The 25,548-nt window shown below is 54.5% G+C and carries 36 protein-coding genes; 34 read left to right on the top strand and 2 right to left on the bottom strand.

From position 1 onward, the window contains the following. Window positions 1-19: 19 nt before the first annotated feature. The 31 genes from fusA to bfr all read left to right on the top strand — a co-directional run bounded on the left by fusA (window position 20) and on the right by bfr (window position 17,932). Window positions 20-2,125: an elongation factor G gene (fusA, locus tag JOE39_RS16710; protein WP_003317109.1), complete on the top strand. Its 2,106-nt coding sequence runs from the start codon at window positions 20-22 to the stop codon at window positions 2,123-2,125. 31 nt (window positions 2,126-2,156) lie between these two features. Then, window positions 2,157-3,350, top strand: coding sequence for an elongation factor Tu (tuf, locus tag JOE39_RS16705; protein ID WP_003344210.1), 1,194 nt, complete (start codon window positions 2,157-2,159; stop codon window positions 3,348-3,350). 141 nt (window positions 3,351-3,491) lie between these two features. Then, complete coding sequence (gene rpsJ, locus JOE39_RS16700) at window positions 3,492-3,803, top strand: 30S ribosomal protein S10 (protein WP_002555491.1); 312 nt, start codon at window positions 3,492-3,494, stop codon at window positions 3,801-3,803. Between the two features lie 81 nt (window positions 3,804-3,884). Then, on the top strand, window positions 3,885-4,520 hold the full coding sequence (gene rplC / locus JOE39_RS16695) for a 50S ribosomal protein L3 (RefSeq protein WP_002555490.1): 636 nt from the start codon (window positions 3,885-3,887) through the stop codon (window positions 4,518-4,520). Window positions 4,521-4,532: 12 nt separating this feature from the next. Then, window positions 4,533-5,135 carry a 50S ribosomal protein L4 gene (gene rplD, locus JOE39_RS16690; protein WP_002555489.1) on the top strand — a complete coding sequence of 201 codons (603 nt, stop codon included), beginning with the start codon at window positions 4,533-4,535 and terminating at the stop codon, window positions 5,133-5,135. Next, complete coding sequence (rplW, locus tag JOE39_RS16685; protein ID WP_002555488.1) at window positions 5,132-5,431, top strand: 50S ribosomal protein L23; 300 nt, start codon at window positions 5,132-5,134, stop codon at window positions 5,429-5,431. The genes rplD and rplW overlap by 4 nt, the downstream gene beginning before the upstream one ends. 14 nt (window positions 5,432-5,445) lie before the next feature. Continuing rightward, window positions 5,446-6,270 carry a 50S ribosomal protein L2 gene (gene rplB / locus JOE39_RS16680; RefSeq protein WP_003317104.1) on the top strand — a complete coding sequence of 275 codons (825 nt, stop codon included), beginning with the start codon at window positions 5,446-5,448 and terminating at the stop codon, window positions 6,268-6,270. A 16-nt stretch (window positions 6,271-6,286) separates the two neighbouring features. After that, window positions 6,287-6,562, top strand: coding sequence for a 30S ribosomal protein S19 (gene rpsS, locus JOE39_RS16675; RefSeq protein WP_002555486.1), 276 nt, complete (start codon window positions 6,287-6,289; stop codon window positions 6,560-6,562). 13 nt (window positions 6,563-6,575) lie between these two features. Further along, on the top strand, window positions 6,576-6,908 hold the full coding sequence (rplV, locus tag JOE39_RS16670) for a 50S ribosomal protein L22 (protein WP_002555485.1): 333 nt from the start codon (window positions 6,576-6,578) through the stop codon (window positions 6,906-6,908). Between the two features lie 13 nt (window positions 6,909-6,921). Continuing rightward, window positions 6,922-7,608: a 30S ribosomal protein S3 gene (gene rpsC / locus JOE39_RS16665; RefSeq protein WP_003176422.1), complete on the top strand. Its 687-nt coding sequence runs from the start codon at window positions 6,922-6,924 to the stop codon at window positions 7,606-7,608. A 12-nt stretch (window positions 7,609-7,620) separates the two neighbouring features. Continuing rightward, window positions 7,621-8,034: a 50S ribosomal protein L16 gene (rplP, locus tag JOE39_RS16660; RefSeq protein ID WP_002555482.1), complete on the top strand. Its 414-nt coding sequence runs from the start codon at window positions 7,621-7,623 to the stop codon at window positions 8,032-8,034. After that, on the top strand, window positions 8,034-8,225 hold the full coding sequence (gene rpmC / locus JOE39_RS16655) for a 50S ribosomal protein L29 (protein ID WP_002555481.1): 192 nt from the start codon (window positions 8,034-8,036) through the stop codon (window positions 8,223-8,225). The genes rplP and rpmC overlap by 1 nt, the downstream gene beginning before the upstream one ends. Window positions 8,226-8,227: 2 nt before the next feature. Next, a complete protein-coding gene (gene rpsQ / locus JOE39_RS16650; RefSeq protein ID WP_002555480.1) occupies window positions 8,228-8,494 on the top strand; it encodes a 30S ribosomal protein S17 in 267 nt (88 codons plus the stop codon). A 23-nt stretch (window positions 8,495-8,517) separates the two neighbouring features. Beyond that, window positions 8,518-8,886 carry a 50S ribosomal protein L14 gene (gene rplN / locus JOE39_RS16645; protein ID WP_002555479.1) on the top strand — a complete coding sequence of 123 codons (369 nt, stop codon included), beginning with the start codon at window positions 8,518-8,520 and terminating at the stop codon, window positions 8,884-8,886. An 11-nt stretch (window positions 8,887-8,897) separates the two neighbouring features. After that, on the top strand, window positions 8,898-9,212 hold the full coding sequence (rplX, locus tag JOE39_RS16640) for a 50S ribosomal protein L24 (protein WP_003317102.1): 315 nt from the start codon (window positions 8,898-8,900) through the stop codon (window positions 9,210-9,212). Window positions 9,213-9,232: 20 nt separating this feature from the next. Continuing rightward, window positions 9,233-9,772, top strand: a complete 540-nt coding sequence (rplE, locus tag JOE39_RS16635) for a 50S ribosomal protein L5 (RefSeq protein WP_002555477.1) — start codon at window positions 9,233-9,235, stop codon at window positions 9,770-9,772. 13 nt (window positions 9,773-9,785) lie between these two features. Continuing rightward, window positions 9,786-10,091, top strand: coding sequence for a 30S ribosomal protein S14 (gene rpsN, locus JOE39_RS16630; protein ID WP_002555476.1), 306 nt, complete (start codon window positions 9,786-9,788; stop codon window positions 10,089-10,091). A gap of 214 nt (window positions 10,092-10,305) precedes the next feature. Continuing rightward, window positions 10,306-10,698: a 30S ribosomal protein S8 gene (gene rpsH / locus JOE39_RS16625; RefSeq protein ID WP_002555475.1), complete on the top strand. Its 393-nt coding sequence runs from the start codon at window positions 10,306-10,308 to the stop codon at window positions 10,696-10,698. A gap of 12 nt (window positions 10,699-10,710) precedes the next feature. Further along, window positions 10,711-11,244, top strand: coding sequence for a 50S ribosomal protein L6 (rplF, locus tag JOE39_RS16620; protein WP_002555474.1), 534 nt, complete (start codon window positions 10,711-10,713; stop codon window positions 11,242-11,244). A 10-nt stretch (window positions 11,245-11,254) separates the two neighbouring features. After that, window positions 11,255-11,605, top strand: coding sequence for a 50S ribosomal protein L18 (gene rplR, locus JOE39_RS16615; protein ID WP_002555473.1), 351 nt, complete (start codon window positions 11,255-11,257; stop codon window positions 11,603-11,605). 3 nt (window positions 11,606-11,608) lie between these two features. Then, window positions 11,609-12,109: a 30S ribosomal protein S5 gene (gene rpsE, locus JOE39_RS16610; RefSeq protein WP_003317099.1), complete on the top strand. Its 501-nt coding sequence runs from the start codon at window positions 11,609-11,611 to the stop codon at window positions 12,107-12,109. Window positions 12,110-12,111: 2 nt separating this feature from the next. After that, window positions 12,112-12,288, top strand: a complete 177-nt coding sequence (gene rpmD / locus JOE39_RS16605) for a 50S ribosomal protein L30 (protein ID WP_002555471.1) — start codon at window positions 12,112-12,114, stop codon at window positions 12,286-12,288. A gap of 3 nt (window positions 12,289-12,291) precedes the next feature. Further along, window positions 12,292-12,726, top strand: a complete 435-nt coding sequence (gene rplO / locus JOE39_RS16600) for a 50S ribosomal protein L15 (protein WP_002555470.1) — start codon at window positions 12,292-12,294, stop codon at window positions 12,724-12,726. Then, a complete protein-coding gene (gene secY, locus JOE39_RS16595; protein WP_002555469.1) occupies window positions 12,727-14,061 on the top strand; it encodes a preprotein translocase subunit SecY in 1,335 nt (444 codons plus the stop codon). It begins immediately after the preceding gene. Between the two features lie 28 nt (window positions 14,062-14,089). Beyond that, entirely contained in the window at window positions 14,090-14,206 is a 117-nt protein-coding gene (gene rpmJ, locus JOE39_RS16590; RefSeq protein ID WP_002555468.1) for a 50S ribosomal protein L36, read from the top strand. Window positions 14,207-14,336: 130 nt separating this feature from the next. Continuing rightward, window positions 14,337-14,693, top strand: coding sequence for a 30S ribosomal protein S13 (gene rpsM / locus JOE39_RS16585; protein WP_002555467.1), 357 nt, complete (start codon window positions 14,337-14,339; stop codon window positions 14,691-14,693). 30 nt (window positions 14,694-14,723) lie between these two features. Next, complete coding sequence (gene rpsK, locus JOE39_RS16580; RefSeq protein ID WP_002555466.1) at window positions 14,724-15,113, top strand: 30S ribosomal protein S11; 390 nt, start codon at window positions 14,724-14,726, stop codon at window positions 15,111-15,113. A gap of 18 nt (window positions 15,114-15,131) precedes the next feature. Continuing rightward, window positions 15,132-15,752 carry a 30S ribosomal protein S4 gene (gene rpsD, locus JOE39_RS16575; RefSeq protein WP_002555465.1) on the top strand — a complete coding sequence of 207 codons (621 nt, stop codon included), beginning with the start codon at window positions 15,132-15,134 and terminating at the stop codon, window positions 15,750-15,752. A gap of 22 nt (window positions 15,753-15,774) precedes the next feature. Beyond that, window positions 15,775-16,776 (top strand): DNA-directed RNA polymerase subunit alpha, encoded by a 1,002-nt coding sequence (gene rpoA / locus JOE39_RS16570; RefSeq protein WP_002555464.1) that lies wholly within the window; start codon window positions 15,775-15,777, stop codon window positions 16,774-16,776. 41 nt (window positions 16,777-16,817) lie between these two features. After that, window positions 16,818-17,204, top strand: a complete 387-nt coding sequence (rplQ, locus tag JOE39_RS16565) for a 50S ribosomal protein L17 (RefSeq protein WP_003317096.1) — start codon at window positions 16,818-16,820, stop codon at window positions 17,202-17,204. A gap of 263 nt (window positions 17,205-17,467) precedes the next feature. After that, window positions 17,468-17,932, top strand: coding sequence for a bacterioferritin (gene bfr / locus JOE39_RS16560; protein WP_210078555.1), 465 nt, complete (start codon window positions 17,468-17,470; stop codon window positions 17,930-17,932). A gap of 94 nt (window positions 17,933-18,026) precedes the next feature. Here the strand turns inward: bfr and uvrA are convergent, their stop codons facing one another. After that, on the bottom strand, window positions 18,027-20,861 hold the full coding sequence (gene uvrA, locus JOE39_RS16555; protein ID WP_210078556.1) for an excinuclease ABC subunit UvrA: 2,835 nt from the start codon (window positions 20,859-20,861) through the stop codon (window positions 18,027-18,029). A gap of 129 nt (window positions 20,862-20,990) precedes the next feature. On the opposite strand from uvrA, the gene JOE39_RS16550 reads away from it, so the two are divergent. From JOE39_RS16550 to JOE39_RS16540, 3 genes are all read left to right on the top strand, one after another. Further along, a complete protein-coding gene (locus JOE39_RS16550; RefSeq protein ID WP_003426593.1) occupies window positions 20,991-22,385 on the top strand; it encodes an MFS transporter in 1,395 nt (464 codons plus the stop codon). A gap of 9 nt (window positions 22,386-22,394) precedes the next feature. After that, on the top strand, window positions 22,395-22,961 hold the full coding sequence (locus JOE39_RS16545; protein WP_003317093.1) for a single-stranded DNA-binding protein: 567 nt from the start codon (window positions 22,395-22,397) through the stop codon (window positions 22,959-22,961). 249 nt (window positions 22,962-23,210) lie between these two features. After that, window positions 23,211-23,654, top strand: a complete 444-nt coding sequence (locus tag JOE39_RS16540; protein WP_017278731.1) for a hypothetical protein — start codon at window positions 23,211-23,213, stop codon at window positions 23,652-23,654. Between the two features lie 130 nt (window positions 23,655-23,784). On the opposite strand, the gene JOE39_RS16535 is transcribed toward JOE39_RS16540, so the two are convergent. Continuing rightward, entirely contained in the window at window positions 23,785-25,542 is a 1,758-nt protein-coding gene (locus JOE39_RS16535; protein WP_016569108.1) for an ABC transporter ATP-binding protein, read from the bottom strand. Window positions 25,543-25,548 lie beyond the last annotated feature (6 nt).

The raw sequence follows: 25,548 nt of genomic DNA, 5'->3' as shown, positions 1-25,548 counted from the left end.
CTAATTTTGCGAGGGCTTTATGGCTCGTACTACTCCGATTGGCCGCTACCGTAACATTGGTATCGTCGCTCACGTGGATGCTGGTAAAACCACCACCACCGAGCGCGTCCTTTTTTACACCGGCAAAAGCCACAAAATGGGCGAGGTGCATGACGGCGCCGCGACCACGGACTGGATGGTTCAGGAGCAGGAGCGTGGTATTACCATTACTTCTGCTGCTATTACTGCCTTCTGGCAGGGTTCCGAGAAGCAACACAAAGATCAATACCGTTTCAACGTTATTGACACCCCGGGCCACGTTGACTTCACCATTGAAGTTGAGCGTTCCCTGCGTGTACTCGACGGCGCGGTCGTTGTGTTCTGCGGTACTTCTGGCGTAGAGCCGCAGTCCGAAACCGTATGGCGTCAAGCCAACAAGTACGGTGTTCCGCGTATCGTTTACGTGAACAAGATGGACCGTGCTGGTGCGAACTTTCTGCGCGTAATCGCTCAGATCAAGCAGCGTCTGGGTCACACCCCGGTGCCGATCCAGCTGGCCATTGGTGCCGAAGACAACTTCCAGGGTCAGATCGATCTGATGTCCATGGAAGCTGTTTACTGGAACGATGCCGACAAGGGTATGGTTCCACGTCGTGAGCCTATCCCTGCTGAACTGCAGGAACTGGCTGACGAGTGGCGCAGCAACATGGTCGAGGCTGCGGCCGAAGCCAGCGAAGAGCTGATGAACAAGTACCTTGAGGGTGAAGAACTCACCAACGAGGAAATCAAGGCCGCTCTGCGTCAGCGTACTATCGCTGGTGAGATCGTTCTTGCTGTTTGCGGTTCTTCCTTCAAGAACAAGGGTGTTCCCCTGGTTCTCGACGCCGTGATCGACTACCTGCCGGCTCCAATCGATATTCCAGCTATCAAGGGTTCCGATCCTGATAACGAAGAAATCCTGATGGAGCGTCATGCAGACGACAACGAGCCGTTCTCGGCTCTGGCGTTCAAGATCGCTACCGACCCATTCGTGGGTACCTTGACTTTCGTCCGCGTTTACTCGGGCGTGTTGGCATCCGGCGACGGCGTGATCAACTCGGTCAAGGGCAAGAAAGAGCGTGTGGGTCGTATGGTGCAGATGCACGCAAACGCCCGCGAAGAGATCAAGGAAGTGCGCGCTGGTGACATCGCGGCCTTGATCGGCATGAAGGACGTCACCACTGGTGAGACCTTGTGCAACGCTGACAAGCCAATCATCCTGGTTCGTATGGACTTCCCGGAGCCGGTTATTTCGGTTGCCGTTGAGCCTAAAACCAAGGATGACCAGGAAAAAATGGGTATCGCACTGGGCAAACTTGCTCAGGAAGACCCGTCTTTCCGCGTCAAGACTGATGAAGAGACTGGTCAAACGATCATCTCTGGCATGGGCGAGCTGCACCTGGACATCCTGGTTGATCGGATGCGCCGTGAGTTCAACGTCGAAGCCAACATCGGCAAGCCTCAGGTTTCCTATCGTGAGCGCATCACGAAGAACTGTGAAATCGAAGGCAAGTTCGTTCGTCAATCCGGCGGTCGTGGCCAGTTCGGCCACTGCTGGATCCGTTTTGCACCTGCTGACGAAGGTCAGGAAGGTCTGCAATTCGTAAACGAAGTGGTAGGTGGTGTTGTTCCCAAGGAATACATCCCGGCTATCCAGAAGGGTATCGAAGAGCAGATGAAGAACGGCGTTGTTGCCGGTTATCCGCTGATCGGCCTGAAGGCTACCGTGTTTGATGGTTCCTACCATGACGTCGACTCGAACGAGATGGCGTTTAAGGTGGCTGCTTCCATGGCGACCAAGCAACTGGCCCAGAAGGGCGGTGGTGAGCTGCTTGAGCCGATCATGGCGGTAGAGGTTGTTACGCCTGAAGACTATATGGGTGACGTGATGGGCGACCTTAACCGCCGTCGCGGCATGATTCTGGGTATGGAAGATACGGTTTCCGGCAAAGTAATTCGTGCCGAGGTTCCGTTGGGTGAGATGTTCGGTTATGCGACCGACGTTCGCTCCATGTCTCAGGGTCGCGCAAGCTACTCTATGGAATTCAAAAAATACAATACAGCTCCGTCGCACATCGTCGAAACTGTAACCAAAAAACAAGGCTGATTCAGCGCCTTTAGGCTAGGAGTTATTTGTCGTGGCTAAAGAAAAATTTGATCGTTCCCTCCCGCACGTCAACGTTGGCACCATTGGTCACGTTGACCACGGTAAAACCACGCTGACCGCTGCTCTGACTCGCGTCTGCTCCGAAGTTTTCGGTTCGGCTGCTGTTGAATTCGACAAGATCGACAGCGCACCGGAAGAAAAAGCTCGTGGTATTACCATCAATACCGCGCACGTCGAATACAAATCGTTGATCCGTCACTACGCTCACGTTGACTGCCCAGGTCACGCTGACTACGTGAAGAACATGATCACTGGTGCTGCCCAGATGGACGGCGCGATTCTGGTTTGTTCGGCCGCTGATGGTCCGATGCCACAAACCCGTGAGCACATCCTGCTGTCCCGTCAGGTTGGCGTTCCGTACATCGTGGTCTTCCTGAACAAGGCTGACCTGGTAGACGACGCTGAGCTGCTGGAACTGGTTGAGATGGAAGTGCGCGATCTGCTGAGCACTTACGACTTCCCAGGCGACGACACTCCGATCATCATCGGTTCTGCTCGTATGGCTCTGGAAGGTAAAGACGACAACGAAATGGGCACCACTGCCGTTCGTAAACTGGTTGAAACACTGGACTCGTACATTCCAGAACCAGTTCGTGTTACCGACAAGCCGTTCCTGATGCCAATCGAAGACGTGTTCTCGATCTCCGGTCGCGGTACTGTTGTGACTGGTCGTATTGAGCGCGGTATCGTCAAGGTTCAGGATCCACTGGAAATCGTTGGTCTGCGTGACACTACCGTCACCACCTGCACCGGTGTTGAAATGTTCCGCAAACTGCTCGACGAAGGTCGTGCTGGCGAGAACTGCGGCGTGCTGCTGCGCGGCACCAAGCGTGACGACGTTGAGCGTGGCCAGGTTCTGGTCAAGCCAGGCAGCGTCAAGCCGCACACTCAGTTCGAAGCTGAAATCTACGTTCTGAGCAAGGAAGAAGGCGGTCGTCACACTCCGTTCTTCAAAGGCTACCGTCCACAGTTCTACTTCCGTACTACCGACGTAACTGGTAGCTGCGAACTGCCGGAAGGCGTAGAAATGGTCATGCCAGGTGATAACGTTAAAGTTTCCGTTACCCTGATCAAGCCAATCGCAATGGAAGATGGTCTGCGTTTCGCAATCCGTGAAGGCGGTCGTACCGTCGGCGCTGGCGTCGTAGCCAAAATCATCGCTTAAGCGTTGAGTCCCAAAAAGAGCCCCCGCACTGCGGGGGCTTTTTTATTGGGTTGACACCTTGTTAGGTCGTCTATAGAATTGCGCCTCCTTTTAACGGGCGTATTGCGCTCGGTGGGAACAGCAATCTGGAGTCTGAATCCAATGCAAAACCAGCAAATCCGTATCAGGTTGAAGGCTTTTGACCATCGCCTGATCGACCAATCAACCCAGGAAATCGTGGAAACCGCGAAACGTACTGGTGCACAGGTGCGTGGTCCGATTCCACTGCCGACTCGTAAAGAGCGGTTCACCGTTCTGGTTTCTCCGCACGTCAACAAAGACGCGCGCGACCAGTATGAGATCCGTACTCACAAGCGTGTTCTGGACATTGTCCAGCCAACGGAAAAAACCGTTGATGCGCTTATGAAGCTTGATCTTGCGGCCGGTGTGGAAGTTCAGATCAGCCTCGGCTAAGACTTGGGTCTTAGTCGTGTAACGCTCTGAAATGGGCGGCCATAGCGGGTGAAAGCCCCGTACACTCATGAGGTTTACAACATGACTATTGGTGTAGTCGGTCGTAAATGCGGTATGACCCGTATTTTCACCGAAGAAGGTGTCTCCATTCCGGTCACGGTCATTGAGATCGAGCCGAATCGCGTCACTCAGTTCAAAACCGAAGAAACCGATGGCTATCGTGCAGTGCAAGTCACTGTCGGCGAGCGTCGCGCTTCGCGTGTTACAGCCGCTCAGGCTGGCCACTTCGCTAAGGCGAACGTTGCCGCCGGTCGTACCGTCATGGAATTCCGTCTTGAAGAAGGCGACTACCAGGCTGGCGATCAGATCAACGCTGAAATCTTCGCCGCTGGTCAACTGGTTGATGTAACCGGTCAGTCCAAAGGTAAGGGCTTCCAGGGTACGATCAAGCGTTGGAATTTCCGTGGTCAAGACAATACCCACGGTAACTCCGTCTCCCACCGCGTCCCAGGCTCTATCGGCCAGTGCCAGACTCCTGGTCGTGTATTCAAGGGCAAAAAAATGTCCGGTCATATGGGCGCTGAGCGCGTGACCGTGCAGTCCCTGGAAGTAGTGCGCGTGGACGCTGAACGCAATCTGTTGTTGGTCAAGGGTGCTGTTCCTGGCGCTACTGGCGGCAACCTGGTTGTACGTCCGGCAGCCAAGGCTCGCGGTTAAGGGGAAGCTGACATGCAATTAAATGTAAATGACGCTCAGGCAATCGAAGTTTCCGAACTGACATTTGGCGGCGAATTCAACGAGACGCTGGTTCACCAGGCAGTCGTGGCCTACATGGCTGGCGGTCGTCAGGGTAGCAAGCAGCAAAAGACCCGTTCCGACGTTCGTGGTGGCGGTAAGCGCCCTTGGCGTCAGAAAGGTACTGGCCGTGCTCGTGCCGGTACTATCCGTAGCCCAATCTGGCGTGGCGGCGGTACCACTTTCGCAGCTCGTCCTCAGGATCACACTCAGAAGCTCAACAAGAAGATGTATCGCGCTGCTTTGCGCTCCATCCTTGCTGAACTGGTTCGTACTGATCGTTTGGTCGTGGTTCAGGACTTCGCTGTTGAAGCACCGAAAACCAAAGATTTGCTGAACAAGCTGACTGGCATGGGCCTGACTGACGTCCTGATCGTGTCTGACGCTGTTGACCAGAATCTGTACCTGGCTGCTCGTAACCTGCCGCACGTTGATGTACGTGACGTTCAAGGTTCCGATCCAGTTAGTCTGATCGCATACGACAAAGTGTTGATCACTGTGTCGGCCGTGAAGAAATTCGAGGAGCTGCTGGGATGAACCAGGAACGCGTATTTAAAGTTCTGCTTGGCCCGCACGTTTCCGAGAAGGCTACGGTTCTTGCAGACAAAAAAGGTCAGTTCGTTTTCAAGGTTGCTACTGACGCAACCAAGCTGGAAATCAAGAAGGCCGTCGAAAGCCTGTTCAGCGTGAAAGTAGAGCGTGTTACTACCCTGAATGTTCTGGGTAAGAGCAAGCGCACTGCTCGCGGTCTGGGCAAGCGTAATGACTGGAAGAAGGCAGTTATCTCCCTTCAGCCAGGCCAAGATCTCGATTTCAGCAGCAGTGCTGAGTAAGGAAGGGGTGCATCATGGCAATCGTTAAATGCAAACCGACTTCCCCTGGCCGCCGTTTTGTGGTCAAGGTGGTCAACCAGGAGCTGCATAAAGGCGCTCCTCACGCACCGCTGCTCGAGAAAAAATCGAAGTCTGGTGGTCGTAACAACAATGGTCGTATTACTACCCGTCATATCGGTGGTGGCCATAAACAGCATTATCGTCTGGTCGACTTCCGTCGTAACGACAAGGATGGCATCGCTGCCACCGTCGAGCGTATCGAATACGATCCAAACCGTACTGCTCACATTGCTCTGCTGCTTTACGCAGACGGCGAGCGCCGCTACATCATCGCCCCTAAAGGCGTGAGTGCTGGCGACCAGCTGATTGCAGGTGCTCTGGCACCAATCAAGCCGGGCAACGCTCTTCAACTGCGCAACATTCCAGTTGGTAGCACCGTACACGGCATCGAACTGAAGCCAGGTAAAGGCGCACAGATCGCTCGCTCCGCTGGTGCCTCGGCACAGCTGATCGCTCGTGAAGGTGTGTACGTGACCCTGCGTCTTCGCTCCGGTGAAATGCGTAAAGTACTGTCTGAGTGCCGTGCAACGCTGGGCGAAGTCTCGAACTCCGAGCACAGCCTTCGTTCGCTGGGTAAAGCGGGTGCCAAACGCTGGCGTGGCGTTCGCCCAACCGTTCGTGGTGTTGCCATGAACCCGGTTGACCACCCACATGGTGGTGGTGAAGGTCGTACCTCTGGTGGTCGTCATCCGGTATCGCCGTGGGGCTTCCCGACTAAGGGCGCGAAGACTCGTGGTAATAAGCGTACCGACAAAATGATCGTCCGTCGTCGCAAGTAAATAGAGGGATACGACAGTGCCACGTTCTCTGAAAAAAGGTCCTTTTATTGATCTTCACCTACTGAAGAAGATCGAAGTGGCGGCGGAAAAGAACGATCGCAAACCAGTTAAGACCTGGTCGCGTCGTTCGATGATCCTGCCACAAATGGTCGGTTTGACCATTGCAGTGCATAACGGTCGCCAGCATGTTCCAGTTCTCGTGAACGAAGACATGGTCGGCCATAAACTAGGCGAGTTTGCCGGTACCCGCACATATCGTGGGCACGTGGCAGACAAGAAAGCCAAGCGTTAAGGGGTAAGGAACGATGGAAGTAGCCGCTAAGTTGTCGGGCGCTCGAATCTCCGCCCAGAAAGCCCGCTTGGTCGCCGACCAGATCCGCGGGAAGAAGGTGGGCGAAGCGCTCAACCTGTTGGCTTTCAGCAGTAAGAAAGCCGCCGAGATCCTGAAGAAAGTGCTGGAGTCGGCTGTAGCCAACGCCGAGCATAACGAAGGCGCAGACGTTGATGACCTCAAGGTCTCCACCGTTTTCGTCAACGAAGGGCGTTCGCTGAAGCGCATCATGCCACGTGCTAAAGGCCGTGCTGATCGCATCGTCAAGCGGTCTTGCCATATCACTGTCAAGGTTGCTGACAAGTAACGGAGTCGAAGAGATGGGTCAGAAAGTACATCCCATTGGCATTCGCCTGGGAATCGTCAAGGAGCACACCTCCGTCTGGTACGCAGACGGTCGGACTTATGCGGACTATTTGTTCGCTGATCTGAAAGTGCGTGAGTACCTCCAAGACAAATTAAAAAGCGCGTCCGTCAGCCGTATCGATATCCATCGTCCGGCTCAGACAGCACGTATCACCATCCACACCGCTCGTCCAGGTATCGTTATCGGGAAGAAAGGTGAAGATGTTGAGAAACTGCGTCAGGACCTGACCAAGCAAATGGGTGTGCCTGTGCACATCAATATCGAAGAGATCCGTAAGCCGGAGCTCGACGGTATGCTGGTTGCGCAGAGCGTAGCTCAGCAGCTGGAGCGTCGCGTAATGTTCCGTCGCGCTATGAAGCGCGCTGTTCAGAACGCCATGCGCATTGGTGCCAAAGGCATCAAAATCCAAGTGAGCGGTCGTCTCGGCGGTGCTGAAATCGCACGTACTGAATGGTATCGCGAAGGTCGTGTGCCATTGCACACCCTGCGTGCCGACATCGACTATGCCAACTACGAAGCTCACACCACTTACGGTGTGATCGGTGTAAAGGTTTGGATCTTCAAAGGCGAAGTAATTGGTGGTCGCCAAGAAGAACTGAAACCACAAGCACCAGCGCCTCGTAAAAAAGCTGCTAAGTAAGGGGTACGCCAAATGTTGCAACCAAAGCGTACGAAGTTCCGCAAGCAGATGACCGGCCACAACCGTGGTCTGGCACTGCGCGGTAGCAAAGTCAGCTTCGGCGAGTTCGCGCTGAAGTCTGTTGCTCGTGGTCGTCTCACCGCTCGTCAGATCGAGTCAGCGCGTCGTGCTCTGACCCGTCACGTTAAACGTGGCGGCAAGATCTGGATCCGTGTGTTCCCGGACAAGCCTGTAACCAAAAAACCACTCGAAGTTCGGATGGGTAAAGGTAAGGGTAACGTGGAGTACTGGGTTGCCCAGATTCAGCCAGGCAAAGTCCTGTATGAAATCGAGGGTGTTACTGAAGAGCTGGCGCGTGAGGCTTTCGCCCTGGCTGCTGCAAAGCTGCCGCTCGCCACCTCCTTTGTTAAGCGGACGGTGATGTGATGAAAGCGAATGAACTTCGTGAAAAATCAGCACAGCAGCTGAACGAGCAACTGCTCGGCCTGCTGCGCGACCAGTTCAATCTGCGTATGCAGAAAGCAACTGGCCAGTTGGGGCAGTCTCATCTGCTCTCGCAAGTTAAGCGTGACATCGCTCGCGTGAAAACTGTGCTCAACCAGCAGGCAGGTAAGTAATCATGGCTGAAGCCGAAAAAACTGTCCGTACGCTGACTGGCCGTGTTGTCAGCGACAAGATGGACAAGACCATCACCGTTCTGATCGAGCGTCGCGTAAAGCACCCGATCTACGGTAAATACGTTAAGCGTTCGACTAAGCTGCACGCACACGACGAAACCAATCAATGCCATATCGGCGACAAGGTCACTATTCGTGAAACTCGTCCGGTAGCCAAGACCAAGTCTTGGGCGTTGGTTGATATCCTCGAACGCGCTGTGGAAGTCTAAGGGCTAGGGGTCGGAGAAATTATATGATTCAGACTCAATCCATGCTCGATGTGGCCGATAACAGCGGCGCACGCCGCGTTATGTGCATCAAGGTGCTGGGTGGCTCCCATCGTCGTTACGCTGGTATCGGTGACATCATCAAAGTAACCGTCAAGGAAGCAATTCCTCGCGGCAAGGTGAAGAAAGGCCAGGTGATGACTGCAGTTGTAGTCCGCACTCGCCACGGTGTTCGTCGTGCAGACGGCTCCATCATCCGCTTCGATGGCAACGCTGCTGTTCTGTTGAACAACAAGCAAGAGCCGATCGGTACCCGTATCTTTGGGCCAGTGACCCGTGAACTTCGTACTGAGAAGTTCATGAAGATCGTCTCGCTCGCCCCAGAAGTGCTCTAAGGAGATCCGACATGCAAAAGATTCGTCGTGACGACGAGATCATCGTGATCGCCGGCAAAGACAAAGGTAAGCGCGGTAAGGTGCTCAAGGTTCTCGCTGACGACCGTTTGGTCGTTGGTGGGATCAACCTGGTGAAGCGTCATACCAAGCCAAACCCGATGTCGGGCGTACAGGGCGGTATCGTCGAGAAAGAAGCGCCAATGCACGCTTCTAACGTCGCCATTTTCAACGGCGCAACCAACAAGGCTGACCGCGTTGGTTTCAAAGTTGAAGACGGCAAGAAAATTCGTGTCTTCAAGTCGACCCAAAAAGCGGTTGATGCTTGAACACTGCTAGGTAGAAGACCATGGCACGACTAAAAGAGATTTACCGGAAGGAAATCGCTCCGAAACTTAAGGAAGAACTTAAGCTTTCGAACGTGATGGAAGTTCCGCGCGTTACCAAAATCACCCTGAACATGGGTCTGGGCGAAGCGATCGGCGACAAAAAAGTCATCGAGCACGCTGTTGCTGACCTGGAAAAGATCACCGGTCAAAAAGTCGTTGTGACTTACGCTCGGAAATCCATCGCTGGCTTTAAAGTCCGTGAAGGTTGGCCGATCGGCGTCAAAGTGACTCTGCGCCGCGATCGTATGTACGAATTCCTGGATCGTCTGCTGTCGATCTCCCTGCCTCGGGTTCGCGACTTCCGCGGCCTGAATGCCAAGTCCTTCGATGGTCGTGGTAACTACAGCATGGGCGTAAAAGAGCAGATCATCTTCCCGGAAATCGACTACGACAAGATCGATGCTCTCCGCGGTCTGGACATTACCCTGACCACCACTGCCAAGAACGATGATGAAGGTCGCGCATTGCTGCGTGCTTTCAAATTCCCGTTCCGCAACTGATTGGAGTAGGAAAATGGCCAAGAAGAGCATGAAAAACCGTGAGCTGAAGCGTCAGCTCACCGTTGCCAAGTACGCCAAGAAGCGTGCAGAGCTGAAAGCAATCATCGTTGATCTGAACGCAAGTCCAGAAGCACGTTGGGAAGCTACCGTAGCCCTGCAGAAGCAACCACGTGACGCAAGCGCTGCGCGCATGCGTAACCGTTGCCGCATCACAGGTCGTCCACACGGCGTTTACCGCAAGTTCGGCCTTGGCCGTAACAAGCTGCGTGAAGCAGCTATGCGTGGCGACGTTCCAGGTCTGGTCAAAGCCAGCTGGTAAGGCGACACCTCTCGCGCCCTCCCGCCGGCTACGCAAGTCACCGGTCGGGATGGCGCCTGAATTTGAATCAAGCCCCTTTTGGGGCTTGATTCATTTCCGGCGTAGGACTAGAATTGCCGGCTCGCCTGAGCCCGTGTTTTTACTTGCCCGGAAGTTCTCGGCGATCAAGCTGTAGCCGCAAGGCTAATTATTTTGTTTTAGGAGCGTCTAGCCCATGAGTATGCAGGACCCGTTAGCGGACATGCTAACTCGTATCCGTAATGCCCAGATGGCTGAAAAGCCCGTCGTAAGCATGCCATCTTCCACGTTGAAGGTTGCTGTAGCAAAAGTCCTGAAGGACGAAGGCTACATTGCGGGTTATCAGATCAGCAGCGAAGTTAAATCCTCGCTGTCCATCGAGCTTAAGTACTTCGAAGGCCGTCCGGTCATCGAAGAGGTTAAGCGCGTCAGCCGCCCAGGCTTGCGTCAGTACAAGTCCTCCGATGATCTGCCGAAAGTTCGTGGCGGTCTTGGTGTGTCTATCGTCTCCACCAGTAAAGGTGTGATGACGGATCGTGCTGCGCGCGCTGCCGGTGTCGGTGGCGAAGTGCTTTGCACTGTGTTCTAAGGGGGGATAAGCATGTCACGCGTCGCTAAGAACCCCGTTAAGCTGCCATCCGGCGTCGAAGTCAAACTCGTCGGCCAGCTGCTTTCGGTGAAGGGTGCCAAGGGCACTCTAGAACTGAACATCCATTCGTCCGTTGAGATTGTTGAAGAAGCTGGTGAGCTGCGTTTTGCTGCTCGCAATGGCGATCAACAAACCCGCGCAATGGCAGGCACCACTCGTGCACTGGTAAACAACATGGTCCAAGGCGTAAGCCAAGGCTTCGAGCGTAAGCTCCAGCTGGTCGGTGTTGGTTACAAGGCGCAAGCAAAAGGCACGGTACTGAACCTTGCACTTGGCTTCTCGCACCCAGTGGACTACGAATTGCCGAATGGCATCACCGCTGAGACCCCCAGCCAGACCGATATCCTGATTCGCGGTATCGATAAGCAGTTGGTTGGTCAAGTGGCCGCTGAGATCCGCGACTTCCGCCGTCCTGAGCCTTACAAAGGCAAAGGTGTGCGTTACGCAGACGAAGTCGTCCGCCGTAAAGAAGCCAAGAAGAAGTAGGGCATAGCAAATGACCGTCAAAAAAGTTACCCGACTGCGTCGCGCTCGCAAAGCACGCCTGAAAATGCACGAGCTAGAAGTCGTGCGTCTCTGCGTGCACCGCTCTTCGCAGCACATTTATGCCCAGGTCATCTCGGCCGACGGCAGCAAAGTCCTGGCAAGCGCCTCGACTTTGGACAAAGAACTGCGTGATGGCGCCACTGGCAACATCGACGCGGCCACTAAGGTTGGCAAGCTGGTCGCCGAGCGCGCGAAAGCCGCGGGTGTATCGCAAGTCGCTTTCGACCGTTCTGGCTTCAAGTACCACGGCCGTGTCAAAGCGCTGGCTGATGCTGCTCGTGAAGGCGGGCTGGAGTTCTAAGTTATGTCAAATCACGACCAAAAACGCGACGAAGGCTACATCGAGAAGCTGGTTCAAGTTAACCGCGTGGCCAAAACCGTAAAAGGCGGCCGTATCTTCACTTTCACTGCGTTGACCGTAGTGGGTGATGGTAAAGGGCGCGTTGGCTTCGGCCGTGGCAAGTCACGTGAAGTGCCTGCTGCGATCCAGAAAGCGATGGAAGCTGCTCGCCGCAACATGATTCAGGTTGATCTGAACGGCACTACCCTGCAGTACGCAATGAAGTCTGCTCATGGCGCCTCCAAGGTGTACATGCAGCCTGCTTCTGAAGGTACCGGTATCATCGCTGGCGGCGCAATGCGCGCAGTGCTGGAAGTTGCTGGTGTCCAGAACGTATTGGCCAAGTGCTACGGTTCTACTAATCCGGTAAACGTGGTTCACGCTACGTTCAAGGGTTTGAAGGGCATGCAGTCTCCTGAGTCGATCGCTGCCAAACGTGGCAAGCGTGTTGAGGAGATCATCTGATCATGGCTACCGTTAAAGTAACGCTGATCAAAAGCATGACCGGCCGCATCCCTAATCACAGATTGTGCATTAAGGGTTTGGGTCTGCGTCGCATCGGTCACACTGTAGAAGTCCTGGATACTCCCGAAAATCGCGGGATGATCAACAAGGCTTACTACATGCTGCGAGTCGAGGGTTAATCGATGAAACTCAATGATCTGAGTCCAGCGCCGGGTTCCCGTCGCGAAAAGCATCGTCCGGGCCGTGGTATCGGTAGTGGTTTGGGCAAGACCGGTGGCCGTGGCCACAAAGGTCAAAGCTCCCGCTCCGGTGGCACTATTGCTCCGGGCTTTGAGGGCGGCCAACAGCCGCTGCATCGTCGCCTGCCAAAATTCGGTTTCGTTTCCCTGAAGGCCATGGACCGCGCAGAAGTGCGTCTGTCCGAGCTGGCTAAAGTGGAAGGCGACATCGTAACTGTGCAGTCCCTGAAAGATGCCAACGTGATTAACCAGAACGTTCAGCGTGTGAAAATCATGCTGTCGGGCGAAGTTACTCGCGCTGTCACTATCAAGGGTATCGCCGCCACCAAAGGTGCGCGTGCGGCTATCGAAGCAGCTGGCGGCAAGTTCGAGGAATAAATGGCTAAGCAAGGTGCTCTCTCAGCGCTCGGCAAAGGCGGTATGTCTGAACTCTGGGCTCGTCTGCGTTTTCTGTTCCTGGCGATTATCGTCTACCGAATAGGCGCACACATCCCGGTTCCAGGTATCAACCCGGACCGACTCGCAGAACTGTTTCGACAGAATGAGGGGACCATTCTTAGCTTGTTCAACATGTTTTCCGGCGGCGCGCTGGAACGGATGAGCATCTTTGCACTGGGGATCATGCCGTACATTTCGGCATCGATCATCATGCAGTTGATGACCGCCGTCAGCCCGCAGCTGGAGCAGTTGAAGAAGGAAGGTGAAGCTGGCCGTCGCAAGATAAGCCAGTACACCCGCTATGGCACCGTTGTCCTGGCTCTGGTCCAAGCTATCGGCATGTCCGTTGGTCTGGCGAGTCAGGGCGTCGCGTTTTCTGGGGACCTGGGTTTCCACTTTGTGGCCGTAACTACCTTCGTGGCAGGTGCGATGTTCATGATGTGGCTGGGCGAGCAGATCACCGAGCGCGGTGTCGGCAACGGTATCTCGATGTTGATTTTCGCAGGTATCGTCGCTGGTCTTCCGAGAGCAATAGGGCAGTCTTTCGAGTCTGCACGTCAGGGTGATATCAATATCTTCGCTCTGGTTGCAATCGGTTTGCTGGCAGTAGCGATCATCGGTTTTGTGGTGTTCATTGAGCGTGGCCAGCGTCGTATCGCTGTTCACTACGCCAAGCGTCAGCAGGGCCGTAAGGTCTTCGCTGCGCAGACCAGCCACTTGCCGCTGAAAGTGAACATGGCTGGTGTTATACCGGCCATTTTCGCGAGCAGCATTTTGCTGTTCCCGGCTTCGTTGGGGTCCTGGTTCGGTCAGTCTGAAGGTCTGGGCTGGTTGCAGGACATCTCGCAGTCGATCGCTCCTGGTCAGCCGTTGAATATTCTGCTGTTTAGTGCAGGGATTATTTTCTTCTGCTTCTTCTATACGGCGTTGATGTTCAATCCGAAAGACGTAGCGGAAAACCTGAAGAAGTCCGGTGCCTTTATTCCGGGTATTCGTCCAGGCGAGCAGTCGGCACGCTATATTGATGGCGTTTTGACTCGCTTGACCATGTTCGGTGCTCTATATATGACGGCCGTGTGTCTGCTTCCCCAGTTCCTGGTGGTCGCGGCAAACGTACCGTTCTACCTTGGCGGGACCTCGTTGCTGATCGTGGTCGTGGTTGTGATGGACTTTATGTCGCAAGTGCAATCTCACCTCGTTTCGCACCAGTATGAATCCCTGATGAAGAAAGCCAACCTGAAGGGCTACGGTGGCAGCGGCGGTATGCTGCGCTGAAGCACCCCTAAGGTTCGAGGAGTTGGTGATGAAAGTTCGTGCATCGGTGAAAAAGCTGTGCCGTAACTGCAAGATTATCCGCCGCGAAGGTGTGGTTCGAGTAATTTGCAGCGCGGAACCACGTCATAAGCAGCGCCAAGGCTGATTGTGATTTGTGCTTAAGCCCAGCAGCTAGTGCGCTGCTGGGTTGATTATTTGTTACTACAGCGATATTATCTCGCGCCCTATTTCTTGGCTTCCGGGGCGTAGGTAGCTGTCAATTGGAGTCCCACTGAATGGCCCGTATTGCAGGCGTTAACATTCCAGATAACAAGCATACTGTTATCTCGTTGACCTACATCTATGGTGTTGGTCGCACCACCGCACAGAAAATTTGTGCAACCACCGGCGTAAACCCGGCGGTGAAAATCAAAGATCTGAGCGACGAGCAGATTGAACAGCTGCGTGGCGAAGTGGCGAAGTTCACCACTGAAGGTGACCTGCGTCGCGAAATCAACATGAAAATCAAGCGCTTGATGGACCTGGGCTGCTACCGCGGTCTGCGTCATCGTCGTGGTCTTCCAGTGCGCGGTCAGCGTACCAAGACCAACGCGCGTACTCGCAAAGGTCCGCGTAAGCCGATCCGCAAGTAATCGCACCAGCGCAACGACAGGAATTTAGTCATGGCAAAACCTGCTGCTCGTCCTCGTAAAAAAGTTAAAAAGACAGTGGTTGATGGCATCGCCCACATCCACGCGTCGTTTAACAACACAATCGTCACCATTACCGATCGTCAAGGTAACGCTCTTTCGTGGGCTACCTCCGGCGGTTCGGGTTTCCGTGGTTCGCGCAAGTCCACCCCGTTCGCTGCTCAAGTAGCTGCTGAACGTGCTGGTCAAGCTGCGCTGGAGTACGGTCTGAAGAACCTCGACGTCAATGTCAAGGGTCCAGGCCCAGGTCGTGAATCCGCTGTCCGTGCATTGAACGGCTGTGGCTATAAGATCGCCAGCATCACCGACGTGACGCCAATCCCGCACAACGGGTGCCGTCCGCCGAAGAAGCGCCGCGTGTAATCCAGGAGACTGTAAGAAATGGCTCGTTACATTGGTCCAAAATGCAAACTTGCTCGTCGTGAAGGCACCGATCTCTTTCTGAAGAGCGGCGTTCGCGCTATCGAATCCAAGTGCAACATCGAAGCAGCTCCAGGTATCCACGGCCAACGCCGTGGTCGCCAGTCCGATTACGGTACTCAGCTGCGTGAAAAGCAAAAAGTCCGTCGTATCTACGGCGTTCTCGAGCGTCAGTTCAGCGGCTACTACAAAGAAGCCGCCGGCAAGAAAGGTGCAACAGGCGAGAACCTGCTGCAACTGCTCGAATGCCGTCTGGACAACGTTGTATACCGCATGGGCTTCGGCTCGACGCGTGCCGAATCCCGTCAATTGGTTTCGCACAAGTCGGTCAGCGTAAACGGCAAAACCGTTAACGTTCCTTCTTATCAGGTTCGTGCTGGCGACGTTGTTGCTATCCGCGAAAAAGCTAAGAATCAGCTGCGTATTGTCCAGGCTCTCGATCTGTGTGCCCAACGTGGCCGCGTAGAATGGGTAGAAGTAGACACTGAGAAGAAATCGGGCGTTTTCAAGAACGTTCCAGCTCGCAGTGATCTATCCGCCGACATCAACGAAAGCCTGATTGTCGAGCTCTACTCCAAGTAAGGGCTAGAAAATAGGTGCATCCATGCAGATTTCGGTAAATGAGTTCCTGACACCCCGCCACATTGATGTGCAGGTTGTCAGTCCAACCCGCGCCAAAATCACTCTCGAGCCTCTCGAGCGTGGTTTCGGCCATACCCTGGGCAACGCGCTTCGCCGCATTTTGTTGTCCTCCATGCCCGGCTGTGCAGTAGTCGAGGCCGAGATTGACGGTGTACTCCATGAGTACAGCGCCATCGAAGGTGTACAGGAAGACGTCATTGAAATCCTGTTGAACCTTAAAGGTCTGGCTATCAAGCTGCACGGTCGAGACGAAGTTACGCTGACCTTGTCGAAGAAGGGTTCGGGGGTGGTTACCGCTGCCGATATTCAGCTGGATCATGATGTCGAGATCGTTAACCCCGATCACGTAATCGCTAACCTGGCGTCTAACGGCGTCTTGAACATGAAGCTCACCGTAGCTCGTGGTCGTGGTTATGAGCCGGCAGACTCGCGTCAAAGCGATGAAGACGAAAGCCGCAGCATTGGTCGCTTGCAGCTTGACTCTTCGTTCAGCCCGGTTCGCCGTATCGCATACGTGGTGGAAAACGCCCGTGTCGAACAGCGTACTAACCTGGACAAGCTGGTTATTGATCTGGAAACCAACGGTACTCTGGACCCTGAAGAGGCTATCCGTCGCGCTGCAACCATCCTGCAACAGCAGTTGGCTGCGTTCGTGGACCTCAAAGGCGACAGCGAACCAGTGGTAATCGAACAGGAAGACGAGATCGATCCGATCCTGCTTCGTCCGGTTGACGATTTGGAACTGACCGTGCGTTCGGCCAACTGCCTTAAGGCGGAGAACATCTACTACATCGGCGATCTGATTCAGCGCACCGAAGTAGAGCTGTTGAAGACTCCGAACCTGGGCAAGAAATCCTTGACCGAGATCAAGGACGTTCTGGCTTCTCGTGGTCTCTCCCTCGGCATGCGCCTCGACAACTGGCCGCCGGCAAGTCTTAAGAAGGACGACAAGGCTACGGCCTGATCGTCGTAATCACCGAACGCGAGTTTGGTAAGGAATGAACCATGCGTCATCGTAAAAGTGGACGTCACCTGAGCCGTACCAGCTCTCACCGCAAAGCCATGTTTCAAAACATGGCGGTGTCGCTGTTCGAGCACGAGCTGATCAAAACTACCCTGCCGAAAGCCAAGGAACTGCGCCGCGTTGCCGAGCCGCTGATCACCCTGGCCAAGGAAGACAGCGTTGCCAACCGTCGTCTGGCTTTCGACCGTACTCGTTCGAAAGAAATCGTCGGCAAACTGTTCAACGATCTGGGCAAGCGCTATGCAACCCGTCAGGGCGGCTACCTGCGCATCCTCAAGTGCGGTTTCCGCGCTGGCGACAACGCGCCAATGGCGTACGTCGAGCTGGTTGATCGTCCTATCGGTGGCTCTGTAGAAGCTGCTGAATAAGACATCAGTTTGAACATGAAACCGGGCCTAGTGCCCGGTTTTTTGTTGCTCGCGATTCAGGCAGGCTAAACCAGGGTGTTAATCAGCATACGTCGAATTGTCGGGCTGACTCGAAGTGAGAAACAGAACCGCCCTCATTTGGGCGGTTTTTCGCTTCTTAACGGCGTAATTTCGCCACTTTTCGTCGGTTTATTGCGTTTTTCTCAGTGACCTCGCGCGGCGCTTGGTTCAAACTATCGGCTTTGAAGCAGGAGTCTGGTGCGATGCAAGGCCACCCCGAAGTAATCGATTATCTCAACACGTTGCTCACGGGCGAACTGGCAGCTCGTGACCAGTATTTCGTTCACTCACGCATGTACGAAGACTGGGGCTTTTCGAAGCTCTACGAGCGTATCAATCATGAGATGGAGGAAGAGTCGCAACACGCTGATGCGCTGATGCGTCGTATCCTGATGCTGGAAGGCACGCCGCGCATGCGCCCGGACGACCTCGACGTCGGCACCACAGTGCCTGAGATGCTCGCCAGCGATCTGCGTCTCGAATACAAGGTACGTGCTGCTCTTTGCAAGGGTATCGAGCTCTGTGAGCTTCACAGCGACTACGTGACCCGTGAAATCCTGCGCGTACAGTTGGCTGATACGGAAGAAGACCATACCTACTGGCTCGAACAGCAGATGGGGCTGATCAAGTCCATCGGTCTGCAGAACTACCTGCAATCGCAGTTCTGATTCAGCCGCTCATAAAAAAGCTCCTGCACTTGCGTGACAGGAGCTTTTTTGTATCCGGGTTCGACTGATGCCGAACCCGTTTTCATCACACGCGTCAGGCTTTGTCTCTGGTCAACAGAGGCTTCAGGTAATGACCGGTGTAGGACTGTTCCATCTCGGCGACCTGTTCAGGTGTGCCCGTCGCAATGATCTGCCCACCTCGCGAACCGCCTTCCGGACCCAGATCCACCAGCCAGTCGGCCGTCTTGATCACATCCAGGTTGTGCTCGATCACCACCACGGTATTGCCGTGGTCGCGTAGGCGATGCAAGACGTCCAGCAACTGCTGAATATCCGCGAAGTGCAGACCGGTAGTCGGCTCATCGAGGATGTACAGCGTCTTGCCAGTGTCGCGCTTGGACAGCTCACGCGACAGCTTGACCCGCTGCGCTTCACCGCCTGACAAAGTCGTCGCCGATTGCCCCAGCTTGATATAGGAAAGTCCTACATCCATCAGGGTTTGCAGCTTGCGCGCCAGTGCCGGAACGGCGTCGAAGAACTCACGCGCTTCCTCGATGGTCATTTCCAGCACTTCGTGGATGTTCTTGCCCTTGTACTTGACCTCAAGCGTTTCACGGTTGTAACGCTTGCTCTTGCACACATCGCAGGGCACGTAGATGTCCGGCAAAAAGTGCATCTCGACCTTGATCAGCCCGTCACCTTGGCACGCCTCGCAGCGGCCGCCCTTGACGTTGAACGAGAACCGCCCCGGACCGTAGCCCCGCGAGCGTGATTCCGGAACCCCGGCGAACAGCTCGCGAATCGGCGTGAACAGCCCGGTATAGGTCGCTGGATTGGAGCGCGGCGTACGACCGATAGGGCTCTGGTCGATGTCCACCACCTTATCCAGGTGCTGCAGGCCATTGATGCTGTCGTGCGTAGCCGCTTCCAGCGTCGTGGCGCCGTTCAGCGCCGTAGCGCTCAGCGGGAACAGCGTGTTGTTGATCAGCGTCGACTTGCCCGATCCGGACACACCCGTCACGCAGGTCAGCAGACCGATCGGGATTTCCAGGTTGACGTTTTGCAGGTTGTTGCCACGCGCGCCCTTGAGGGTCAGCGAGAGCTTTTTGTTACGCGGGGTGCGCTTGGCAGGAACGGCAATCTTCACGCGCCCCGACAGGTATTTGCCGGTCAGCGAGTCGGGGTGCGACATCACTTCGTCCGGCGTACCTTCGGCAACGATATGACCACCATGCACGCCGGCACCCGGGCCAATGTCGACCACGTAGTCGGCGAGGCGAATCGCATCTTCATCGTGCTCGACCACAATCACCGTATTGCCAATGTCGCGCAGGTGCTTGAGTGTGCCCAGCAAACGATCATTGTCGCGCTGGTGCAGACCGATGGACGGCTCATCGAGGATGTACATCACCCCGACCAGGCCCGCACCGATCTGGCTGGCCAGACGAATACGCTGTGCTTCGCCGCCGGACAGGGTGTCCGCGCTACGGTCCAGGGTCAGGTAGTCCAGGCCCACGTTGACCAGAAACTGCAGACGCTCGCGAATTTCCTTGAGGATCTTGTCGGCGATCTCGCCACGTCGTCCGGTCAGCTTGAGTGTTTCGAAGTAATGCGTCGCGTCGCCAATCGGCAGATTGGTGACTGCGGGCAGAGTCTTTTCACCCACCCACACATGGCGCGCTTCACGACGCAGACGAGTGCCTCGGCAGTCAGGGCAGGGCTGCGTGCCCAGGAACTTGGCGAGCTCTTCGCGGACCGTGGCCGATTCGGTTTCCCGATAGCGACGCTCCAGATTCGGCACGATGCCTTCGAATGGGTGCGCGCGCTTGACGATATCGCCGCGGTCATTCAGGTAGCGGAAGTCGACACTCTGCGAGCCACTGCCGTTGAGCAGGATCTTCTGCATGTCGGCCGGGATCTGCTTGAACGGCATTTCCAGGCTGAAGCCATAGTGCTTGGAGAGCGAGCCGAGCATCTGGAAGTAATAGACGTTACGCCTGTCCCAGCCTCGTATCGCGCCTTCGGCAAGCGTCAGTTCGGCATTCACCAGCCGCTTGATATCGAAGAACTGCTTCACGCCCAGGCCGTCACAGGTCGGGCACGCGCCAGCCGGGTTGTTGAAAGAGAACAGCTTCGGTTCGAGCTCGCTGATCGCATGGCCACAGATAGGGCAGGCGAAGCGGGCGGAGAAAATCACTTCCTCGCCCGGCTCGTCGTCCATCGGCGCAACCAGGGCGATACCGTCGGCCAGCTTCAGGGCGGTTTCAAAGGACTCGGCCAGACGCTGCTGCAGGTCGGCGCGGACCTTGAAACGGTCCACGACCACATCGATCGAGTGCTTCTTCTGCTTGTCCAGCTTCGGCAGCTCATCCAGTTCGCACAGCTTGCCGTTGACTCGCGCCCGGACAAAGCCCTGCGCGCGCAGCTCTTCAAAAACCGAAAGATGCTCACCCTTGCGCTCGCGGATAACCGGCGCAAGCAGCATCAATTTGCTGCCCTCCGGCTGGCTCAGCACCAGGTCGACCATCTGGCTGACCGTCTGGGCTTCCAGCGGGATGTCGTGGTCCGGGCAGCGAGGCTGGCCGACGCGCGCATACAAAAGACGCAGGTAGTCGTAAATTTCGGTGATCGTACCCACGGTCGAGCGCGGGTTATGTGAAGTAGACTTCTGCTCGATGGAAATCGCCGGCGACAGACCTTCGATCGTGTCGACGTCCGGTTTTTCCATCATCGACAGAAACTGGCGGGCATAGGCCGACAGCGATTCGACATAGCGGCGTTGCCCTTCGGCGTACAGCGTATCGAAAGCCAGCGAAGACTTGCCTGAGCCGGAGAGCCCGGTGATAACGATCAGTTTGTCGCGGGGAAGTGTCAGGTCAATATTTTTCAGGTTGTGGGTTCGTGCCCCACGTATCAGGATCTTGTCCACTGCGGCCTCGCTTGGCGGGCATAAACGACGGAGTATACGGCTCCGAGCCATCACGCGGCAAAGCGTCGCGTATGTGCTGTACAACGATGGGACTGGTAGAATCGCCGCCGGTTCACACGAGGTTATTCCATGCACGATACCCACAGCGAGCGTATGAGTAGCGGCGAGACCCGCGCAGCAGGCGGTCTGGCCCTGGTGTTCGCGTTCCGCATGCTTGGCATGTTCATGGTCTTGCCGGTTCTGGCAACCTACGGCATGGACCTGGCAGGCGCGAGCCCTGCACTGATCGGTCTGGCGATTGGCGCCTACGGCCTGACCCAGGCGGTGTTGCAGATACCGTTCGGGATCATTTCCGACCGTATCGGCCGGCGACCGGTCATTTATTTCGGCCTGATCATCTTTGCGATCGGCAGCGTGGTGGCGGCGAACGCGGATTCGATCTGGGGAATCATTGCCGGACGCATCCTGCAGGGGGCTGGCGCTATTTCCGCGGCGGTCATGGCGCTGCTCTCCGACCTGACCCGCGAACAGCACCGCACCAAGGCCATGGCCATGATCGGCATGACCATCGGCCTGTCGTTCGCCATCGCCATGGTCGTCGGCCCGGTGATCACTGGCATGTTCGGTCTTTCCGGATTGTTCCTGGCCACCGGCGGCATGGCCTTGATAGGCGTTCTCATCGTCGCCTACGTGGTGCCCAAGGCCAGCGGGGCGTTAATGCACCGCGAGTCCGGCGTCGCCAAACAGGCGCTGGGGGCGACGTTGCGTCATCCGGACCTGCTGCGCCTGGATTTGGGTATCTTCGTGTTGCATGCGATGCTCATGTCCAGCTTCGTGGCCTTGCCGCTGGCGCTGGTCGAAAAAGCCGGTTTGCCCAAGGAACAACACTGGTGGGTCTACCTGACCGCCTTGCTGGTTTCCTTCTTCGCGATGATCCCGTTCATCATCTATGGCGAGAAGAAACGTCAAATGAAGCGCGTTCTGCTGGGCGCCGTCACAGTTTTGATGCTGGCTGAGCTATTCTTCTGGGCATACGGGGACACGTTGCGGGCACTGGTCATCGGGACAGTGGTATTCTTCACCGCGTTCAACCTGCTGGAAGCGTCGTTGCCGTCGCTGATCAGCAAGGTTTCACCGGCCGGCGGAAAAGGCACGGCAATGGGAGTTTATTCCACCAGCCAGTTTCTTGGATCGGCCGCAGGTGGGATACTGGGCGGCTGGTTGTTCCAGCACGGTGGGCTCGATGTGGTGTTCCTGGGTGGTGCAGCCATGGCCGCCGTCTGGCTCGCCTTCGCAGTGACCATGCGAGAACCGCCTTACGTGACCAGCCTACGTCTGCCGTTGTCGCCGCAGGCGCAGCGTGAAGCAGGCCTGGCAGAGCGTTTGATGTCCGTAGCAGGCGTGACAGATGCAGTGGTGGTTGCGGAAGAGGCAGCCATCTACATAAAACTCGACACAAAATTATTGGATCGTGCCTCTCTCGAAAAGCTGGTCAATCCAGCGTCAGAAGCGTGCGAAGCCTAGGAGAACGTTATGGCCCGTGGGGTTAACAAAGTCATATTGGTCGGTACATGCGGCCAGGATCCCGAAGTTCGCTACTTGCCTAACGGTAACGCCGTGACCAACCTGAGTCTGGCAACCAGCGAACAGTGGACTGACAAGCAGTCCGGTCAGAAAGTCGAAAAGACCGAATGGCACCGTGTATCGATGTTCGGCAAAGTCGCCGAAATCGCTGGCGAATACCTGCGCAAGGGTTCGCAGGTGTACATCGAAGGCAAGCTGCAGACCCGCGAGTGGGAAAAAGACGGCATCAAGCGCTACACCACTGAAATCGTCGTCGACATGCAGGGCACCATGCAACTGCTGGGCGGCCGTCCACAGGGCGACGCTCAACAAGGTCAGGGCGGCGGCAACTACAACCAGTCCGCACCTCGTCCACAGCAGTCGCGCCCACAACAGTCGGCGCCGCAGCAATCTGCACCTCAGCAGAACTACAACCAGCAGCCGCCACAACAGCGCGACTCGCGCCCAGCGCCGCAACAACAAGCGCCGCAGCCCGCTGCTGATTTCGATAGCTTTGATGATGATATTCCGTTCTGAATCTCATAAGGCTAGAATGTAAAGATATTTTTGGTTGATATGGTTAAAGCCTAAGTAATCAAAGAGATTTCTGACATAAATGAAAGCCCCGTCTCTGTAAAGAGGTCGGGGCTTTTTCTTTACACGGAAATAGTAGAATAAATAGTTCGACATAAGAGCCTTATTGCCGCCGCTGCAACTCAACGAGCCAAATCCACTCCAAGGTCCGACCCTAGGCCCTGATTTAGGTATCCCCGTGACACCGAGATAATGAACGAATTGAGCGATTTCAATCCAAACCGGCTAATCCTGGCTAGGCAGCGCCGTAGCTATACCAAGAAATTGCTCGCTGATTATGCAGGTCTCAACAGTAAGCTCATCACGCTCCATGAGACCGGCGCTCAGGATCCGACACCCGAAAGTTTGGGCATGCTTTTTCGCGTCCTGAAATTCCCGGTTAACTTTTTCTTGGGGCGTGACATTGAAGCCCCAACTGATGAAAATGCCAGCTTCCGCTCATTTTCTCGAATGACCGCGGGGAAGCGGGATGCAGCCTTAGCTGCCGGTGGAATTGCCTATCTGCTTGCAGACTGGATGGATCAAAAAATCAATCTGCCATCAGCTGACATCCCTGATTGTTCGGGTATGGATCCGGAAGCCGCTGCAATGGTGGTCAGGACTGAGAGGCCGTTGGGCCAAGTGATGCGCAGCTAGCGACAGACGATATATATTAACAATAACTCAGTTTGTCTAGCAAAGTTGATGTCCGCAAAGTCAGAAGTCGGCCTAGTAAAAGGCCATCCGCTTTGTCCGCCGGGCACTTCACATTCAAATAAAAATTCGATTAAATGCTTGATTGAGATTTCAATAATTTTTGATATAGCTTAGATTCACCAAGCAATTTTAAATGGCTAGCTTGGGAAACAATTTTTCCATCACTCATAAGTAAAATTTCATCAGCATTTTTTATTGAACTGAGCCTGTGAGTAACAAAAATGATTGTGCTATCTTCCATCTTTACTCGGAGCAGCTCAAAGATTTCTTGCTCTAAAACCGAATCTAAGGCTGAGGTAGACTCATCAAGTATTATGATGTTCGGACGCTTTAAAAACATTCGTGCCAATGCGATTCTCTGTCGTTGTCCTCCTGAGAGTGATGCCCCTCTGTCTCCGACTACTGTTTCGTACCCCTCGGGTAGACTGCTAATAAAGTCGTGAACCCGAGCGTCCTTACAGCTCTCAACTATGTTTTCACGAGACACGCCAGGACAAGCTATCTTAAAATTTTCGAGTATGGAAACGCTGAACAAATAGCAATCCTGAGAAACGATTCCAACCAGCTCCGACCTATTGCTATCATTCAGATCCCTTATATTTTTACCATCAATAAACACGTCTCCTGCAGTGGGCGAGTAAAGCCCGCAAAGGATATGGGCCAATGTACTTTTTCCCGACCCGCTTTTTCCAACGATTGCGACCTTGGAACCTAGTTTTATTTCAATGCTACTTTCATGAATTATGAAACCCTTGCGGTCCCCATACGAAAATGAAACATTTTTACAAGTTATAAAGCCAAGGCCTGAGCGATCAATAGTATGAGCTGAGCGCTGTCGAACATTCGAATTTACATAGTTTGAATTTATGGAGCTCACTATTCTTTCCAAAATTGAGCTTGAGCTTTTAAGTTCAATAATCATTTTTAAAAAACCTATAAATGGTCCAAACAATGCATACTGCAAACCTGTTGCCGCAACGATCGTTCCAATACTTATTTGCCCGCTGACCTCGACTTCTATGGCTCCTGCAAACCAATAGGTGAGAGCCGGCGAGCAGGCAAAGAGAAAGTTGATCAGGGACAATTGCCATCGCCCAGCTAATGCGCCTTTTAACTCGACACTAGAGAGCTCATTTGATCGCCTTTCAAATGCCTTCTCTGCATACTGATCACGACCAAAAGTCTTGATAACAGAAATTCCTGACTCCGAAAGAAATTGATTTATGCAGCCACCTAATTCTTCCAAATTTTCAAATTTTTGCTTTGCCAGATTTTTCTTTTTTTCGCCTATTGTTATGTTCACATAAGCCGCCAAAGGCACGATAACAACAGAGATAAGCAGCAGCCTTACGTCGAGCATTCCAAGAGCGATAACATTTGAGATTGTCAGGGCCACGTACGATGCTATAGATGCACTAGAAAGAGTAAAAAAACTCTGAAACGCAGAGACATCACTAATTATTTTAGACTGTAATGCGCCCGCATTGCTGTTGGCAAAGTACTCCAATGGGTAGTGCATGAAACTATTGAATAGCTGAGCTCTTAAATTTGAAGCTATTGACTGTCCGACTTTATTAAAAAGCGATGCTTGAAGTACATTAACGGCATTCACGCAAGCAGCTACAGCTACTAGCCCCATTGCTAATTTCGATGTGTATGAGAAGTCACCTTGCGGTAAGGCCACATCTACTAAATCTCGAATGATGAAGGGCTGCGCCATCCCTACTAAAGCCGCGAAAAATATTAAAAAGAAAGCGCCCATCATCACTGCGCCATGAGGTCGAATAAGCACATCGAAAATTAATTTGCGCTTAGTTAAAATCTGCATAACACG

The organism is Pseudomonas sp. PvP100 (genome assembly GCF_017833055.1).
Taxonomy (GTDB): domain Bacteria; phylum Pseudomonadota; class Gammaproteobacteria; order Pseudomonadales; family Pseudomonadaceae; genus Aquipseudomonas; species Aquipseudomonas syringae.
This window is presented reverse-complemented; position numbering and strand designations above follow the sequence as displayed.